This window comes from Citrobacter sp. wls718 (assembly GCF_005280945.1).
GTDB classification, from domain to species: domain Bacteria; phylum Pseudomonadota; class Gammaproteobacteria; order Enterobacterales; family Enterobacteriaceae; genus Citrobacter; species Citrobacter gillenii.
Genome location: NZ_SZWV01000096.1, coordinates 58,146 through 74,934, shown reverse-complemented (window position 1 = coordinate 74,934; position 16,789 = coordinate 58,146). Strand labels below are relative to the sequence as shown.

Annotated in this window: 20 protein-coding genes; 5 read left to right on the top strand and 15 right to left on the bottom strand. The window is 52.3% G+C overall.

Features of this window, described 5'->3' with window-relative positions:
• Window positions 1–1,697, bottom strand: a 1,697-nt coding sequence (locus FDW95_RS18075) for an FdhF/YdeP family oxidoreductase (protein WP_249359199.1), incomplete at its 3' end; no start/stop codon positions are given.
• A gap of 217 nt (window positions 1,698–1,914) precedes the next feature.
• Between FDW95_RS18075 and yghU the strand changes: the two genes are divergently transcribed.
• Window positions 1,915–2,781 (top strand): glutathione-dependent disulfide-bond oxidoreductase, encoded by an 867-nt coding sequence (gene yghU / locus FDW95_RS18070; protein ID WP_115257496.1) that lies wholly within the window; start codon window positions 1,915–1,917, stop codon window positions 2,779–2,781.
• Window positions 2,782–2,836: 55 nt separating this feature from the next.
• Here the strand turns inward: yghU and hybG are convergent, their stop codons facing one another.
• From hybG to FDW95_RS18020, 10 genes are all read right to left on the bottom strand, one after another.
• Window positions 2,837–3,085 (bottom strand): hydrogenase maturation factor HybG, encoded by a 249-nt coding sequence (hybG, locus tag FDW95_RS18065; RefSeq protein WP_096755683.1) that lies wholly within the window; start codon window positions 3,083–3,085, stop codon window positions 2,837–2,839.
• 30 nt (window positions 3,086–3,115) lie between these two features.
• Window positions 3,116–3,457 (bottom strand): hydrogenase maturation nickel metallochaperone HypA, encoded by a 342-nt coding sequence (gene hypA / locus FDW95_RS18060; RefSeq protein ID WP_115257495.1) that lies wholly within the window; start codon window positions 3,455–3,457, stop codon window positions 3,116–3,118.
• Window positions 3,450–3,938 carry a hydrogenase-2 assembly chaperone gene (gene hybE / locus FDW95_RS18055; protein WP_115257494.1) on the bottom strand — a complete coding sequence of 163 codons (489 nt, stop codon included), beginning with the start codon at window positions 3,936–3,938 and terminating at the stop codon, window positions 3,450–3,452. Before hybE ends, hypA begins: the two co-directional genes overlap by 8 nt.
• Window positions 3,931–4,425, bottom strand: a complete 495-nt coding sequence (locus FDW95_RS18050) for a HyaD/HybD family hydrogenase maturation endopeptidase (protein ID WP_115257493.1) — start codon at window positions 4,423–4,425, stop codon at window positions 3,931–3,933. The genes hybE and FDW95_RS18050 overlap by 8 nt, the downstream gene beginning before the upstream one ends.
• Window positions 4,425–6,128 (bottom strand): hydrogenase 2 large subunit, encoded by a 1,704-nt coding sequence (hybC, locus tag FDW95_RS18045; protein ID WP_137363571.1) that lies wholly within the window; start codon window positions 6,126–6,128, stop codon window positions 4,425–4,427. Before hybC ends, FDW95_RS18050 begins: the two co-directional genes overlap by 1 nt.
• Window positions 6,125–7,303, bottom strand: a complete 1,179-nt coding sequence (hybB, locus tag FDW95_RS18040) for a Ni/Fe-hydrogenase cytochrome b subunit (protein ID WP_096755678.1) — start codon at window positions 7,301–7,303, stop codon at window positions 6,125–6,127. The genes hybC and hybB overlap by 4 nt, the downstream gene beginning before the upstream one ends.
• The gene (gene hybA, locus FDW95_RS18035; RefSeq protein ID WP_096755677.1) at window positions 7,293–8,279 is read right to left on the bottom strand and encodes a hydrogenase 2 operon protein HybA; all 987 of its coding nucleotides are present in this window, start codon (window positions 8,277–8,279) and stop codon (window positions 7,293–7,295) included. The genes hybB and hybA overlap by 11 nt, the downstream gene beginning before the upstream one ends.
• A 2-nt stretch (window positions 8,280–8,281) precedes the next feature.
• Entirely contained in the window at window positions 8,282–9,400 is a 1,119-nt protein-coding gene (gene hybO / locus FDW95_RS18030) for a hydrogenase 2 small subunit (protein WP_096755676.1), read from the bottom strand.
• A 188-nt stretch (window positions 9,401–9,588) separates the two neighbouring features.
• Complete coding sequence (locus FDW95_RS18025) at window positions 9,589–9,876, bottom strand: DUF2623 family protein (RefSeq protein ID WP_096755675.1); 288 nt, start codon at window positions 9,874–9,876, stop codon at window positions 9,589–9,591.
• Window positions 9,877–9,961: 85 nt separating this feature from the next.
• Complete coding sequence (locus FDW95_RS18020) at window positions 9,962–11,602, bottom strand: methyl-accepting chemotaxis protein (protein ID WP_115259899.1); 1,641 nt, start codon at window positions 11,600–11,602, stop codon at window positions 9,962–9,964.
• Between the two features lie 381 nt (window positions 11,603–11,983).
• Here FDW95_RS18020 and FDW95_RS18015 point away from each other — a divergent pair, with 381 nt between their 5' ends.
• Complete coding sequence (locus FDW95_RS18015; RefSeq protein WP_115257491.1) at window positions 11,984–13,024, top strand: aldo/keto reductase; 1,041 nt, start codon at window positions 11,984–11,986, stop codon at window positions 13,022–13,024.
• A gap of 53 nt (window positions 13,025–13,077) precedes the next feature.
• Here FDW95_RS18015 and FDW95_RS18010 read toward each other — a convergent pair whose 3' ends face one another.
• The gene (locus FDW95_RS18010; protein ID WP_115257490.1) at window positions 13,078–13,572 is read right to left on the bottom strand and encodes a TIGR00645 family protein; all 495 of its coding nucleotides are present in this window, start codon (window positions 13,570–13,572) and stop codon (window positions 13,078–13,080) included.
• 70 nt (window positions 13,573–13,642) lie between these two features.
• Window positions 13,643–14,146, bottom strand: coding sequence for an ESA_00282 family adhesion-associated protein (locus tag FDW95_RS18005; RefSeq protein WP_115257489.1), 504 nt, complete (start codon window positions 14,144–14,146; stop codon window positions 13,643–13,645).
• Between the two features lie 105 nt (window positions 14,147–14,251).
• On the opposite strand from FDW95_RS18005, the gene FDW95_RS18000 reads away from it, so the two are divergent.
• Together FDW95_RS18000 and FDW95_RS17995 are read left to right on the top strand one after the other, a co-directional pair.
• A complete protein-coding gene (locus tag FDW95_RS18000) occupies window positions 14,252–14,656 on the top strand; it encodes a hypothetical protein (protein WP_115257488.1) in 405 nt (134 codons plus the stop codon).
• Window position 14,657: 1 nt separating this feature from the next.
• The gene (locus FDW95_RS17995; RefSeq protein WP_115257487.1) at window positions 14,658–15,065 is read left to right on the top strand and encodes a cytoplasmic protein; all 408 of its coding nucleotides are present in this window, start codon (window positions 14,658–14,660) and stop codon (window positions 15,063–15,065) included.
• 63 nt (window positions 15,066–15,128) lie between these two features.
• On the opposite strand, the gene exbD is transcribed toward FDW95_RS17995, so the two are convergent.
• Window positions 15,129–15,554 carry a TonB system transport protein ExbD gene (gene exbD / locus FDW95_RS17990; protein WP_096755670.1) on the bottom strand — a complete coding sequence of 142 codons (426 nt, stop codon included), beginning with the start codon at window positions 15,552–15,554 and terminating at the stop codon, window positions 15,129–15,131.
• Window positions 15,555–15,560: 6 nt separating this feature from the next.
• Window positions 15,561–16,295: a tol-pal system-associated acyl-CoA thioesterase gene (gene exbB / locus FDW95_RS17985; protein ID WP_096755669.1), complete on the bottom strand. Its 735-nt coding sequence runs from the start codon at window positions 16,293–16,295 to the stop codon at window positions 15,561–15,563.
• 250 nt (window positions 16,296–16,545) lie between these two features.
• Between exbB and FDW95_RS23995 the strand changes: the two genes are divergently transcribed.
• Window positions 16,546–16,789 (top strand): PLP-dependent transferase (locus FDW95_RS23995; RefSeq protein ID WP_249359196.1); only part of this gene is annotated, 244 nt, incomplete at its 3' end.

The window sequence follows — 16,789 nt, the reverse complement described above, 5'->3', positions numbered from 1 at the left end:
AGCGTGGCGCGAGCCAGCCCCGCCACAATCGCCGGTTCCGATTTTAGCCATTGAGAGGCCGGTTTTAGCGCACCGCAGGAAGCGTGGACCATCGACATAGAATCCTCGACGGTTACTGACTGAATACCCGTTGCCTGCATATCGCGTTCAGTTCTGCCCAGCGCGGGTAGCAGATAGTTGTGTTTTGCCAGCAGCAAATGCGAACGATTGAGCTTGGTCGCAATGTGAACCTGCATATCCAGCTTTTTCATCGCCTCGAAGGTACGCTGCGGCTGAGGCATCGCCACCGCCAGATTCCCGCCCATGCAAATCAATGCCTTCGCCTCACCACGCTCTATCGCCCGAATACTTTCCACGCTGGAGCGACCATGCTGACGCGAAACGTTGATAGAAAAATGCTCTTCCAGGCGCTGCAGGAAGTCTTCTGATGCCGCCTCGTTAATCCCTACGGAACGGTCGCCCTGCACGTTGGAATGCCCGCGCAGTGGGCAGATCCCCGCCCCCGGTTTGCCCATATTGCCTTTCAACAACAGCAGATTCACCAGTTGCTGGACGTTCTCGGTACCGTTTTTATGCTGGGTGATACCCAGTCCATAACAAATGATCGTCGCGCGAGATTTGTTATAGCTGTGTGCCAGATCTTCCATCTGGCTGCGCGTCAGGCCAGAGTCCTGCTCCAGTTCAGCCCAGCAACATTGGCGTAAATCGTCATACAACGCCGAATAACCCGCGGTATGTTCGTCGATAAACGCATGATCGAGCGTCGGTTGCTGACCCAGCAAGATCCGCGCTTCATCCATTTCGATCAACGCCTTCATGATGCCTTTGAGCAGCGAGGCATCACCGCCCATTTTGACCTGGTAGTAATCGCTGCTAAGTGCTGTCGTCTGGCCGGTGAACATCTCTTTCGGGCTTTGTGGGAAGCTAAAGCGCTCAAGTCCGCGCTCGGTAAGCGGGTTAATTGAGATAATTTTAGCCCCGCGTTTGGCAACGTCGCGTAACGTGGTCAGCATGCGCGGATGGTTGGTGCTAGGATTATGTCCGATGCAAATCACCAGTTCACACTGTTCAAAATCATCAAGCTCCACGGTCCCTTTCCCAAGACCAATGGCCCGCGTCAACCCGGCACTGGTTGGGCCATGACACATGTTTGAACAGTCCGGGAAGTTGCTGCTGCCGTATTCGCGGGCAAACAGTTGATACAGGAACGCCGCCTCATTTGAGGTTCTACCGGAGGTGTAAAACTCAACCTGCTGTGCAGAGTCATAGCTGCGCAGTCGCTCGCCGATTTCCTGAAACGCAATGTCCCACGCCACGGCCTGCCAGGTATCCGTCACGGCATCGTATTTCATCGGGTGCGTCAAACGGCCTATATTTTCCAGCGCATAATCACTGTACTGCCAGAGTGCCGATACCGGGTGGCGGCTGAAAAATGCAGGTGAGGCTTTCTTACTGGTGGTTTCCCAGGACACTGCTTTTACGCCGTTTTCGCACAGTTCCATCGGCGCACGATGGCTCGGATCGGGCCACGCGCACCCCGGGCAATCGAACCCTTTCACTTGGTTCATTTTGAACATCGCGATAATGTCGCGCGCGACGGCCTTTTGCGAAAACACCGAAGCAGTGACGGCTTTTACCGCGCCCCACCCACCCGCCGGGCCCTGATAACCGCTTACTCCTGGAACACCATTTTTCATTGTTACTGCTTTTTCACCGCCAATTATTGAGGGTAGTACGGTAGCAATTTCCGTCCAACATTGATTTCCTCTTCATGGAGTACGGTCTGCGTACAATGAACGGGTTAGATTTATCTTCCCCTTTCAGCACAACACGACATAAAGTCCCAATCTGTTAAATTGAGTTTTCCCTAACTGCTACACTGCTTCAACACAACCACTCAGAAGGCAGGTCACTATGTCAGACAATACTTATCAGCCCGCGAAAGTCTGGACGTGGGATAAATCCAATGGCGGCGCATTCGCCAACATCAACCGTCCGGTTTCCGGTGCCACCCACGAGAAAACGCTACCGGTCGGCAAGCATCCGCTGCAGCTCTATTCGCTGGGTACGCCAAACGGTCAGAAAGTGACGATTATGCTGGAAGAGCTGCTGGCGCAGGGCGTGACCGGCGCGGAATATGATGCCTGGATCATCCGTATTGGCGAAGGTGACCAGTTTTCCAGCGGCTTTGTTGAGGTGAACCCAAACTCGAAGATCCCGGCACTGCGCGACCATTCACAAAACCCACCGGTACGCGTGTTTGAGTCTGGCGCTATCCTGCTCTATCTGGCGGAGAAATATGGTTATTTCCTGCCTCAGGATTTGCCAAAACGCACTGAAACACTGAACTGGCTATTCTGGTTACAGGGCGCAGCGCCCTTCATCGGCGGTGGTTTCGGCCACTTCTACAACTATGCGCCGGTAAAAATTGAGTACGCGATCAATCGCTTCACTATGGAAGCCAAGCGTTTACTCGACGTTCTGGATAAGCAACTGGCGCAGCATCAGTTTGTGGCGGGGGATGAATATACCATTGCCGATATGGCCATTTGGCCGTGGTTTGGCAATGTGGTGCTGGGCAACGTCTATGACGCGGCAGAATTCCTTGATGCGGGGAGCTACAAACACGTTCAACGTTGGGCCAAAGAGGTTGCAGCGCGTCCGGCGGTTAAGCGTGGACGGATTGTGAACCGCACTAACGGGCCGCTGGATGAACAGCTTCATGAACGCCATGACGCCAGTGACTTCGATACCAATACCGAAGACAAACGCCAGGGCTAACGCAAGATTCCTTATCCGGCCTACATATAAGGCGTAGGCCTGATAAGCGAAGTCGTCACGCGCTGGTGACGTCGTAATCCATGCGGCGTAACGCGTCTAACGTGGCTTTGGCTTCATCTTCATCGATGATGCTCATAGCGAATCCTACGTGCACCAGTACCCATTGCCCGACCAGCTCAGCCGGATCGCCTTCACAAATCAGGGCAATGTTGACATCGCGCTTGATACCGCAAACTTCAACCTGCGCAAGCTGGTGAATATCTTCACCGACGGTCAGAACCTGACCCGGGACTCCAATACACATATCTGACTCCGTCCCATAGCAACCTATGGGCTATTCGACTTCAATACTTTTCACTTTCAGTGAATCGCCGCTTTCAACCCGCAAACGATCGCCCTGACAACGTGGACATTGCGCATCATGCTGGGTAATTTCCACAACCTGACTGCAATCCCAGCACCAGGCCTGAGCGGGGTTGTATTCAATGTGCAATGCACATCCCTGCGCGACCGTGCCCTGACAGACGATGTCAAAACTGAAACGAACGGCGCTCTCCTCAACGCAGGAGAGCGCGCCAATTTCCAGCCAAACGCCGGTAACACGTTTAACATCGTGCTGCTCTGCCTGCTGCTGAATAATCTCAACGGCGCTCTGGCAAAGCGACAACTCATGCATTTTCACAGCTCCGACGGCCCAACAGCAACGCGCGACGACCAAGTTGCGGTGCGTTCGGATCGGTCACCGGCAGCGATAACAACATTTTTGCACAATCGTCAGTCAGGCGGACACCCTCTTGTGCCGACATGCTGTGCGAAAGCGGCGACATTAACGAACAGGACAGGTATTGCGATACTCCATCTAGCTCGCCTACGGTAAATGTCATCTCACCATACGGTAAACGCAGCCCCATTTTCTCGCTGACTTTTCGCAGGGGCCAGATCTGATCTGGCCCAGGAAAAATCAGCGCGCTCAGCATCCAGGGCGTGATCACACACCCCGTCCACTGGCCTTCAAACAGCGTAAAATCAGAGACATACACCGGCATATTCGGATGCAGGAACGAGAGATCGTGCATCGAACGGCGGGCTACCTCTTCAAACGCGGCCTGAATCTGCGCTTTTGGGGCTGTCTGAAAGCCTAAAAACTCTTCAGACATGGGCCGCCTCCCGAGGGATGGCTTCCACACCCGATTCGCGCAGCGCGGCGAGAACCTGCTCAAGCGCAGGTTCAATCATGGCTTCAACCGTCGGCGTTAGCCCGATATGCGGCTCCAGCGATTCCGGAATAACGCCGACCAGAGTCAGCTTCTTCGGAAACTCGCCGGTAAAACGCAGGGCCGACAACACGTCGGCCAGGCCAAGCTGGTGCGGCGAGATTTTATTGGTAAACAGCGCCGGGATCTCTTCATCCCGCAGGACCATCATGGTTCCCGGCGTGCTTTTTCTCGACACAATGGCGTCAGCAATGATCAGATGATCTCTGTCCGCCATATCGCCGAGCAGCTCCATCCCCGCTGTACCGCCATCCAGAACGTCAACGAAATCAGGCAGGATGTACCGTTGCTCTAATGCCTCAACGATACGTACCCCGATGGCTTCGTCAGTCAGCAAAATATTGCCGACCCCTAAGACTAATATCCGCATTACAGAACCTTAACTGAGACGACTTCGTTCCCGTCAACGTCCACCACATGCACCGCACATGACATACAAGGGTCGAAGGAGTGAATAGTACGCACCACTTCCAGCGGTTTGTTCGGATCGGCGATCGGCGTGCCTACCAGTGAACGCTCATACGGTCCCACTTCGTCATTAAAGTTACGCGGGCCAGAGTTCCAGGTTGAAGGTACAACCGCCTGATAGTTGCTGATAATGCCGTCTTTAATCACCATCCAGTGAGAAAGCATACCGCGTGGTGCTTCGAGGAAACCGACACCTTTGAACTCGCCAGTGGCCGGGATATTCGGTTTCACGAAGGTGGTGTGGTCGCCTTTGCCGATGTTTACGATCAGCGCGTTATACTGATTTTGCAGAACGTTCTGCAGTTCACAGCAGTGAACGGTACGACCAATGATACGACCCAGCGTCGAATGCAGCTGTGCCACTTCGATGGTTTTACCGGTCAGCTTGGTGTAAATCGCAATGATCTCATTCAGCTTGGCATGGGTAGACTCGCGTTTTGCCGCCAGTTTACACAGCATGTTAGCCAGCGGGCCCACTTCCACCGTTTTGCCGTAGAAGGTTGGCGCTTTAACCCAGGAGTATTTGCCATCGTCAGACCAGCCGGTGTAATCCGGAACCGTTGTTCCTTCCCACGGCGCCTGCGGCGCTTCGTCTTTGTACCACGCATGTTTCGCACTCTCCTGAATCCCTTTGATCAGGTATTCATCAGAATGAGAGGTGATCGGACGATAGGTCGACAGGTCTGCATCGGTAATGTAACCACCAGGGAACAGGAAGCTGCCGTTTTTGCCGTCAGTCGGGAATTCCGGCGCGCTCAGGTAGTTTACCGCACCCTGGCCGCGTCCCAGCCACTCCGGATAGAATGCGGCAATAACCGCGGTATCCACTTTGTACACCTGCTCAACAAAGTCGCTCAGCTTATCAATGAAGGACTTGATGTACATCAGGCGTTCAAGGTTCAGCACGCCAAGACCGTCGAGGTTGATTGGGTTCGCCACCCCACCGACCGCCAGGTTCTGGATGTGCGGTGTTTTACCGCCCAGCAGCGCCACGACGCGGTTGGCATCACGCTGGCATTCCAGCGCCTGCAGGTAGTGTGCAACTGCAATCAGGTTCACTTCCGGTGGCAGTTTCATTGCCGGGTGACCCCAGCAGCCGTTGGCAAAAATACCTAACTGACCGCTGGCAACCAGGTCCTTGATCTTGTTCTGAACCTTAGTGAACTCTTCCGCGCTGTTCAGGTGCCAGGTCGACACGCCGTTCAGCATCGCCGAGGCTTTTGCTGGATCGGCTTTCAGTGCGGAGGTGATATCCACCCAGTCCAGCGCAGATAACTGATAGAAGTGCACGATATGGTCATGCGTGGTGTGCGCTGCCAGAATGATGTTACGGATGTACTGCGCGTTCACGGGAACATCAATGTTCAGTGCGCTTTCAGCAGCGCGCACGGAAGAGATAGCGTGTGTGGTGGTACACACACCACAAATACGCTGCACAATCATCCACGCATCACGCGGATCGCGATTCTTCACGATCTCTTCCATGCCGCGCCACATGGTACCGGACGCCCATGCTTTTGATACCACGCCATTTTCGATTTCGCAGTCGATGCGTAAATGGCCTTCAATACGGGTTACCGGATCAATAGTAATTCTCTGGCTCATGCTTTGCTCGCCTCATGACGATTTTGATCGTTTTGTTTTAAAGGAGGAAGTATCGGCAGTAGACGAATGAGTACGATGTATGCACAAATCTCAATAGCCACAAAACCAATAGAAATCAACAGTTCTTCCCAGGTCGGGAAGTAGTGGTAGCCACCACCAGGATTGAACGCCACCAGCGAATAGGACAGACGCCATGTCGCACAACCCAGCAATGCGCTCAGCGCAGACAGGTACAGCATGCGCGAGTCATTTCGCAGTTTCGCGATACGCAGTACCACCAGCGGGAAGACCATCAGCACAACCTCAAGCCAGAACATGGCTGAGTAGAAATCGCCTGCAAACGCATACGACAACTTGTCCCGATAGATCAGTTCACCAAAGCGTAGAACCACGAAGATCGCCAACAAGACGCTAATCGTATTCGTCAGTTTGATGAACAAACTCTTCTCGTCCGGCCCATTACCTTTCAGGCCGCTTTGTACCAGCGAACCTTCAAAGATGACGATCGAGAAGCCCATTATAAAGGCGGTAAGCACCGAGAATAGCGGCAGCATTTCATAGGCTTGCCACAGTGGATGCACCTTATTACCGGCAGAAATCATCAATGAACCCATTGAAGACTGGTGCATTGTCGGCAGCAGTGCGCCGAGGGCGATAATAAAGAACATCACTTTGTTCAGACGCTTGAGCGAAACTTTCCACCCCAGGCGTTCAAACAAGGCCGGCGCAAATTCCAGCGCCATGATGCCGATATAAATGGTCATACAGACTGCCGTTTCGAACAGCACCGAGTTCACGTTAAAGTGGCCCGGAATGTAGAAGTACGGCAGGTTCCAGTAACGACCGACGTCGATGGTGATCGACAGGCCACCCAGAGAATAACCAAACAGGCTCGCCAACAAGGCTGGGCGCACCAGCGGGTGATATTCCCCTTTGTTGAAAACATAGACCGCCCATGCCAGTGCCCAACCGCCACAGGCAAAGCCGGTGCCGATCAACAGGTCAAACGCGATCCATACACCCCACGGGAATCCCCCGTTCAGATCGGAGACTGAGCCCAACCCGAAGACCAGACGTTTTACGATCAGGAGCATACACAGGACGATTAACGGCCCAAAAATAATGACCGGCTTGCTGATTATTCTTCCGCCCAGCGGTTTAGGATCATGACTCATGATCGTCTCCTCCATCGTGATGGTCGTTTTTCATATTACGACGAACCAGCACGGTTATGCCCGCCAGCGCTGCCAGGGGTAAAATCATGCCCTTATACAGGGAATGTTGAACATGCTCAGAACGCGCACCGGTTGACAGGTCAGCCAGCTGTGGGAGATCCAGATTTTCATAAGGAACGCCCGTCAGTACCAATACCTGCGTACCGCCGCCTTCTTTCTCGCCGTACAGGTGCGGGTAATATTTCGGCACCGTGTGCAGATAGGTATCGCTGTCTTTCACCGTCTGACGCGGATAGTGGTATTCGCTGCCAGGCTTCAGCGCCAGGCGTTTTTTCGCCTCAGCCATCAGCTCTTCGCGCGTACCAAAAATCACCGCACCGGCAGGACACACTTCAACACAGCCCGGTAAACCACCTTTATCCAGGCGCTCTACACCTTTCTGGTTACACAGCTCGCACTTATGGAGTGCACCAAACGGGTTGTTGTAGTCGTATTTAGGCACGTTGTACGGACAAGCGACCATGCAGTAACGGCAACCAGTACAGACATCTTTGTCATAGTGGACGATGCCGGTTTTCGGATCTTTTTTCAGCGCGGAGACCGGACAAACAGAAACGCAGTTCGGATCGACACAGTGCATACATTGTTTCTTGATGTACGCGTAGCCGTTCTGCTCCTGGTCTTTGTTAACGCCTGTTCCACTACGCCACACCTGAATGATGTTATTGGTGTACGGTGACAGTTTGTCGTTGTTCGACCAGGTTTGCTCCCCTTCAGGGTTGCGCGCTGGGAAGTTGATGTCCTGACACTTGGTGACACAGGCCTGACAGCCGACACACAGCGTCGAGTCATACAGCATCCCAAGGGAACCCGGGATCGGCGGACGGTTTTCTGCAGCCGCATGGCTGACGGACGGCGCAGCGCCCAACAGCAATGCTCCGCCAGAAGCTGCTTTAATAAAGTTACGTCTGTTCACGGTTATTCTCCCCGTGAGTCAGCGTTATCTTTCTTTTGCTGACGTCCCAGTTCACGTACCGCCATCACGCTGACGCCGGCCACCAGTCCTACTACGCCACCCAGCAGCCCAATAGCCCCAGCAGAAATGTTGCCACCTTCTTTCAGGTTGACATCCGGCTTCTCTGAACGCGGAGTTTGGTTTTCCACAGAAGCGAGTTGGTGAATGCCTTTATGGAAACCGACGCCTTCTTCGTTACAGCCGTAGCAAGGGTGACCGATCGCCACTGGCCACACGCCGCCAACATCACAGAACTGTAACGTTGAGCAGTTGCCGTAGGTTTCTGGCCCTTTACAGCCCAGATGGTAGAGGCACCAGCCTTCACGATGGCCTTCATCGCCGAACTCTTTAGCAAAACGACCCGCATCAAAGTGCGGACGACGCTCGCAGTGTTCGTGGATCAGACGACCGTAGGCAAACGTTGGACGGTTTTTCGCATCCAGCTTCGGTGGCTTACCGTAGGTGATGATGTGTGCGACCGTTGCGAGGAAGTTATGCGGGTTCGGCGGACAGCCTGGAATATTGATGATGGTTTTGCCTGGCAGGACTTCCTGCAAGCCAACTGCCCCCGTTGGGTTAACGCCAGCGGCAGCAACACCACCCCATGCGGCACATGAGCCGATAGCAATGATCGCCGCAGCGCCTTCGGCCGCCTTGCGGATATGATCCACAATAGGCTCACCGGCAACCATGCAGTAAACACCGTTATCTTTCAGTGGGATAGAACCATCTACGACCAGAACATACTGCCCTTTGTACTTCTCCAGAGCGTTATGTTTGTTCTCTTCGACCTGGTGGCCGAAGGCGGCGGAAAGCACCTCATGGTATTCCAGAGAGATCGTCTCCAGGACGAGGTTTTCCACGGTAGGGTGTGTCGCACGAAGTAGCGATTCAGTACAGCCCGTACACTCCTGAGCACCTATCCAGATAACCGGCGGGCGCTGAGGGCGGGATACTGATTCCGCCATTTCTGCGGCGGCTTTGCTACTGAGCCCCATGGTAGCGGCCAATGCTGCACAAAGCTTCATGAAATCACGGCGATTAATGCCGTTCGAATTGATGAGAGAGTTATCTCCAGTCATTTTATTGTTATTCCGTTGCGAAGACCTGGCTTTTATTTTGCACCATTCGCATGTTGCTTATTGCGATCGGCGCGCCATTACCACACTTTTTATATGGTTATGTGCGTTATAATACTTCGGCAGGGCAACAAAACGAAGGTGTAGGTCAATAGTGTAATTAATTAAAGCAAGATAATACCCCTTTCGGATCAAGCTTCGAGCCGATAGCCGGCCATGAAAAAGCGAATTGTTGTACTGGACTGGTTCTCCTTGAAGAAATCCATCACCATTTCTTTATCCAGCCCGTAGCGGCGAGTGAGGATCCCCGCCTCCCACGCACTCAGTTGCCGATCGCCCGTTCGTTCAAACATCCGATGTGAAAAGCCCAGCACAAAGCCACGCTTATAGTCAGCACAAAAATTCGCCACCGTTCGCGCACTATCTGCACTTGAGGCGTTTAATCCTGCCATCAGGCCTTTTCCAAAATGGTTATCCATGCATTACCTCCAATCGCTATATAATAAATTATATAGTGATTTTTTAAGCAAAGGCCAGAGGTATCACGCACTTTTTTGTGCCAGATTAAAAGGCCACCCATTCATCCGGTTTAGATGCTTTAGGCGCAGCGCTTTCTTCGGCGGGTAAAACGGTGTTGGTTGGTGCATGCTGCACGTCACTTGCGGAAAGCCGGAACTGCTGAACGGCACGCTGCAGGTCTTCGGTTTGTCGCTCCAACGCCACTGCCGCCGCCGATACCTGCTCCACCAGCGCGGCGTTTTGTTGGGTCACGCTGTCCATTTGTGTGATCGCGACGCTCACCTGTGAGATGCCTTTATTCTGCTCTTCAGAGGCGGAGGCAATTTGTTTCATAATTGCCGTCACTTCGGTTGCTCCGCGCAGAATAGCGTCCATCGTCAAGCCGGTCTCCTTGACCAGACGCGCGCCCTGATCGACACGGCGCGCCGACTCGCCAATCAACGTCTCAATCTCTTTCGCCGCGCCTGCGCTGCGGCTGGCAAGATTTCGCACCTCACCGGCAACCACCGCAAAACCACGGCCCTGTTCGCCCGCTCGGGCCGCTTCGACGGCGGCGTTGAGCGCCAGGATGTTGGTCTGGAATGCGATGCTGTTAATAACTGAGGTAATTTCGGCGATCTGCTTAGAACTGGCAGCAATCCCGTCCATGGTATCCACTACCTGCGAAACCAGCGTGCTGCCTTTGCCCGCCGTTTCTGATGCCGTATCGGCAAGCTGGCTGGCCTCGCGCGCATTCTCAGCATTCAGTTTCACCGTGGCGGTGAGTTGCTCCATGCTGGCGGCGGTCTCTTCCAGCGCTGCGGCCTGCTCTTCCGTACGCGAAGAAAGATCGTTATTGCCGCTGGAAATCTCCGTCGCGCCGCGCCAGATGTTGTCACTGCCTGACCGAATCGTACTGACGGCTTCACGCAGGCTGTCCTGCATCGCACTGAGTAAAGGCACCAGTTGCCCTACGCAGTTACGACCAAATTCTTCAATCGGATGGCTAAGGTCGCCGTGGGCAATCTGGCGGAACTGCTGGCGAATGCGTGCCAGCGGCTTCACCATCATTGCCACAAGATAGCGGTCGGTAAAGATAAGAATGGCAATACCGAGGATAACGGCGGTAATAATCAAGGTGCGGATAATCGATGTTTTACCGTCGACCATAATGCGCGTCGCATCCAGTCGCTTACCGGCAGCGGTATTAAACCGCTCGGCACTGGCACCAAAGTCGCGGCTTAGCGCCGGTGTAACGGTGCTGGCATGCTCTGACCAGGCGGTAAGCGATCCCTGCTGCGCCAGTTGCATCTGCGGGATCACACCTTTCTCCAGCAGCGCTTGCCACGTCGTCAGCACCGCGGTGGCAATTTCCGCATCCATCGGCCCCGGCGACAACGTTTTCATCTGCTCAAGTTTTTTACGCATGCCATCCAGAGATTGCTGAGCCGGACCAAAGTCAGGCGTTCCGCCGCCGATTTTGACATCCACAGCTCGGCTTAGCCGCGTGACAAAGCGAAAGTACTGATCGTTCCCCTGACTAAGAACCGTCATCTGCTGTACGAGATGACGATCAATCTCATTGCCTTCTGATATTTTAGATAACGAATGGAGGCTAAATAACCCCACGCCCGACCAGAGCAGGCAAAATAGTCCCAGTATTGCCAGCATGACAATACGAATAGTGAAGTTTTGCAGCAAACGCATAATAGTTTCCTTGCCGTAGATGAGGATTTTCGCCATCAGGCGAGACTTATCCTTGTTATCGGCAGGTCACGAAGAAGATATAATGCGTTGTTTATTTTTTTACTTTTTTAAGCACATCGACTCTTCCTGTTCCTCCCCGTTATATCGATATGAAGGCTAATAAAACCAGCAATTATTATTACCTGGGGAATCAAGTCCATACGTTAATTAAGTGCGTACCTATCTGGCCCGACGCCTGAGGGTTACTTTCAACACGAAACACAACTCTCAGTTTTTCATCTCAATGTGACCTGGTGAACGGGATAATCATCGTGAAACAGCTAGAATAGAAACGTCGTTTCGAAATTCACCTGCACGATTAACCTGCACTAAGGAGATCTCATGGCCTGGTTTGCCAACCCTGAACGTTATGAGCAAATGCTCTATCGCTACTGTGGTCGCAGCGGTTTGCGCTTGCCTGCACTGTCGCTGGGTTTATGGCACAGTTTTGGACACGTCCAAGCACTGGATTCACAGCGTGCCCTGCTGCGTAAAGCATTTGATTTAGGCATCACGCATTTCGATTTAGCCAATAACTACGGGCCGCCGCCGGGCAGCGCTGAAGAAAACTTCGGCCGATTATTGCGTGAGGATTTCGCGCAGTACCGTGACGAATTAATCATCTCTACCAAGGCTGGCTACGACATGTGGCCGGGACCGTACGGTTCTGGCGGCTCGCGTAAGTATCTGCTTGCCAGCCTCGACCAGAGTCTGAAACGCATGGGCCTCGATTACGTCGACATTTTCTATTCTCACCGCGTTGACGAAAGCACGCCAATGGAAGAGACCGCCGCGGCGCTGGCTCACGCCGTGCAAAGTGGCAAAGCGTTGTATGTTGGTATTTCATCTTATTCCCCGGAGCGCACGCAAATAATGGCCGACCTGCTGCGGGAATGGAAAATTCCGCTGCTGATCCACCAACCGTCCTACAACCTGCTTAATCGCTGGGTCGACAGCAGTGGCCTGCTGGATACGCTGGACACAAACGGTATTGGTTGCATCGCCTTTACCCCGCTGGCTCAGGGGTTGCTGACGGGGAAATACCTGAACGGTATTCCAGAAGGTTCGCGTATGCAGCGTGAAGGGAAAAAAGCCCGTGGCCTGACGGAAAATATGCTGACGGAAGAAAATCTTAACAGCCTGCGGTTGCTGAACGAGATGGCGCAACGGCGTGGACAGTCGATGGCGCAAATGGCATTGAGCTGGTTACTCAAAGATAACCGCGTGACGTCAGTGTTAATTGGCGCCAGCCGTCCCGAGCAGTTAGAAGAAAACGTTCAGGCGTTGAATAACCAGGCATTCAGCGCTGAAGAACTGGCGCAGATAGATAAGCACGTCACCGACGGCAAGCTCAATCTGTGGCAGGCCTCATCAGATAAATAATCGTCTAAACAGTATGCCGGGGGCGGTAAAATTGCCGACCCGGCCGTACTGATTTAGTGATTGTGGCGCGTCAGTCGATCCAGATACCCCATCACAAAGGCTGAGAGCACAAAGGTCAGGTGGATAATGACGTACCACATCAGCTTGTTATCAGGGACATTTTTAGCATCCATAAAAATACGCAATAAATGGATGGAAGAAATGGCCACGATAGACGCCGCAACCTTATTCTTCAGTGACGTGGCATCCATCTTACCCAGCCAGCTCAGCTTCTCTTTGCCTTCAGTAATATCCAGTTGTGAGACAAAATTCTCGTAGCCGGAGAACATCACCATGACCAGCAACCCACCGACCAGGGTCATATCGACCAGCGACAGTAGTACCAGAATGAGATCGGCTTCTGCCATCGAAAAGATATTGGGCAGAACGTGAAAGATCTCCTGAAAGAATTTCAGCGCCAGGGCAACCAAAGCAAGAGAAAGGCCAAAATACACGGGAGCAAGCAGCCAGCGGGACGCGTACATTGCGTTTTCCAGAAAACGTTCCATATGATCCTGTCTTGTAACTAAACCGGGCAGTAGTATATCGCAATTGTGCAACATCGAAACAACATACGCCTCAAACCTCTTCGGCATTAATGGGCGGGCGCTGGAGCTCTGGCCACACCAGTGCGACGAGTGCAGGATAGGCTTCCAGGCTGAACTCCCTGAAACATTGACGCAAATTGAGCACATCTAAATCGGCGTGCGGGACTTTCTCTCCGCTCAGGCAGCGTTTTTTGATGTTGTCGTAATATTTGTAGACCGCTGAATTGAGATCGCTGCAGCGCCGCTGTGCATCAAATAGCCCTGGCGTTTCATTTAACTCCACCATGGTCATACGCTTTATTGTCGAGTGGATAAAATCAATATATTCATGATTGACCCGCCAATACCATACCGGCGTAATCGAATTCATCAATGCTGAGAAATGATCTTCCCCCTCTTCTTTGCTAAGCGTTTCCAGTTTGGGATAAGAGGTAAGTTCCTCATTCGATCGATTTTTATTTGCACCGCGCATCAGCACAAGAACCCCGCAGGTAAGCAATAGCAGGGTAATAACAGAATAAAATATACTGTTCATATACAGGCTCCATTTTTTTTGATTTTAAAATTACCCCATGCTATTGTCAACGCAGCCTGTCTTATTAAAAAAACTTACCTCACTGGCAGTAAAGGATATTTCAACATGCTTCCCGAGCATCTTGTTCCCTCTCGTTTTCATTTATCTACATCCCCAACCAATACTGATACCGTAGAAAATAGTGAAAATTTGACTCAGGGAAAGACAACCTTAAGCGAGTTTGAAGCGGATATTTTAATTAGCGCCACCGCTACCGGTCAGACCCGTAACATGTTATTTGAAGAATGTGACCGCCATTTAAAAGAGCGACTGTTTCGCGCAGCAAAACTCGAATCGTTCACCCGTCTGCTTAATTCACTGCAAGCAGAAGGTGACATTAACGCACAAGAATTAAGTAAAATTTTGGCAAAAAACACTGCGTTAATAAATGAGCAGGGCAATAAAATTTGGCTTAATTTACTGACTCGCGAAACCAGCGATCCGATTTTTTATTCTCTGGAAGAGAAATAAAATGAAAGATGTTGAGGATAACAACGTTTATTTGGCTTTAGACAACCATAAAAGTGACGAATTTGTCTTAAAGCAGAATCTGGATATCTTAATTGCCAATAAAAATGCCACGCTGGAGAGCGTGGCTCAGGAAATGGTATCAATACCCGCAGCCCTGGTACGCATGAAGTGGCAAAACCGCCGGGAAATCTATGCTCTGCAAGCCAAAGAAGAGATCTACGGTGCCACCATTGAAGCCATTATTGCCCAACAGCCGGCGCTGCGGGACAAAATCATGGCCCGTCTGGAAAGCGCGTACCAGCATTTACTCGCGCGAGAAACGGCGACATTGCGCCTGACGCGTAAGCTATCTGAAGGGAGTTATGCCGCGACCAGAGTCACTACCGTCGCGCTGGACGAAAAGAAATGAGGGGATGGAGGAAGCCGAAAGAGGAGGCCGGGTAAGGCGAAACCCTTCACCCGGCAACAGAGATTACTTCGCTTTCACGGTCTCTTCACCAACCAAACCAATCTTCAGGAAACCTGCCTGATGCAGCGTATCCATCACTTTCATCATGGTTTCATAGTCGACAGTTTTATCAGCCCGGAAGAAGATAGTGGTGTCTTTCTTGCCTTCTGTCAGCGTGTTTAGCGCGTTAATCATGGTTTCATCGGTCACCTGATCGTTGCCGATAAACATCGTGTTATCCGCTTTCACTGACAGATAAACCGGTTTTTCAGGACGCGGTTGCGGCGTGCTGGTCGAAGCCGGTAGATTCACCTTCACATCCACCGTTGCCAGCGGCGCGGCCACCATAAAAATGATCAACAACACCAACATAACATCGATAAACGGCGTGACGTTGATGTCGTGCATTTCACCGTTATCGTCCAGGTTTTCATTAAAACTCATTGCCATGGAACATTATCCTACACGTAATTTCTGCGCAGCGCGTACCGGATGCGCCGCAGCGCTTGCACTCAGGTCAAGATCGCGACTTTGCAATAACAGCACCTGTGCCGCAACATCACCCAGCATGGCTTTGTAGCTGCCAATCTGACGGGCGAAGATGTTGTAGATAACAACAGCAGGAATAGCGGCAACCAAACCAATCGCGGTGGCTAACAGCGCTTCTGCAATCCCCGGCGCAACCACGGCCAGGTTCGTCGTTTGCGTTTGTGCAATACCGATGAAGCTATTCATGATGCCCCATACTGTACCGAACAGACCCACAAAGGGAGAGATAGCCCCAATGGTCGCCAGGTATCCATTACCCCGCCCCATATGACGCCCTACAGCTGCAACGCGACGTTCCAGGCGGAACCCGGTACGCTCTTTAATCCCTTCGTTGTCATCGCTGCCTTCTGACAGTTCCAGCTCGTTCTGCGCTTCGTTAATTAACATTGCGCCCAGGCTTTTGGCATCGAATCCAGCGGCAATCTCACTTGCCTGGTCTAAAGAGCGGGCATCTGCCAGCAGTTGCTGTTCGCGCTTAAGACGACGCTTCTGCGTAAAGAACTCAAGGCTCTTACTGAAGAAGATAGCCCAGGTGACCACGGACGCCAAAATTAGCCCAATCATCACGCACTTAACCACGATATCGGCGTGCTGATACATACCCCAGACGGAAAGGTCCGTCTGCATCAAATTATTACCCACTCTGTATCTCCAGGACGCAAATCACAAAATCTGAGCGTAATGATATCAAAAAGACGTCGAATTGATAGTCGTTCTCATTACTATTTACATAGTGCCGCACCTTTGGTTTCTTTTCCTTGCGCTTACGCAGTAAAAAAGTCAGCAGACACATTTTGGGACTATTTTCTACTTTATGGCCCTTCTGCAGGATGCGTCGCCGAAGATCCATGCTAGTTTAGACATCCAGACGTATAAAAACAGGTAACCCAACATGGCAGACAAGCATCTTGAGACCAAACTCGTTCAGGCAGGACGCAGTAAAAAGTACACGCAGGGTTCCGTCAACAGCGTGATCCAACGCGCCTCTTCACTGGTATTCGAATCCGTTGAGGCTAAAAAACAGGCCACCCACAACCGCGCTAACGGCGCACTTTTTTACGGACGCCGCGGCACGCTGACACATTTCTCCCTGCAGGAAGCCATGTGTGAGCTGGAAGGCGGCGCGGGTTGCGCCC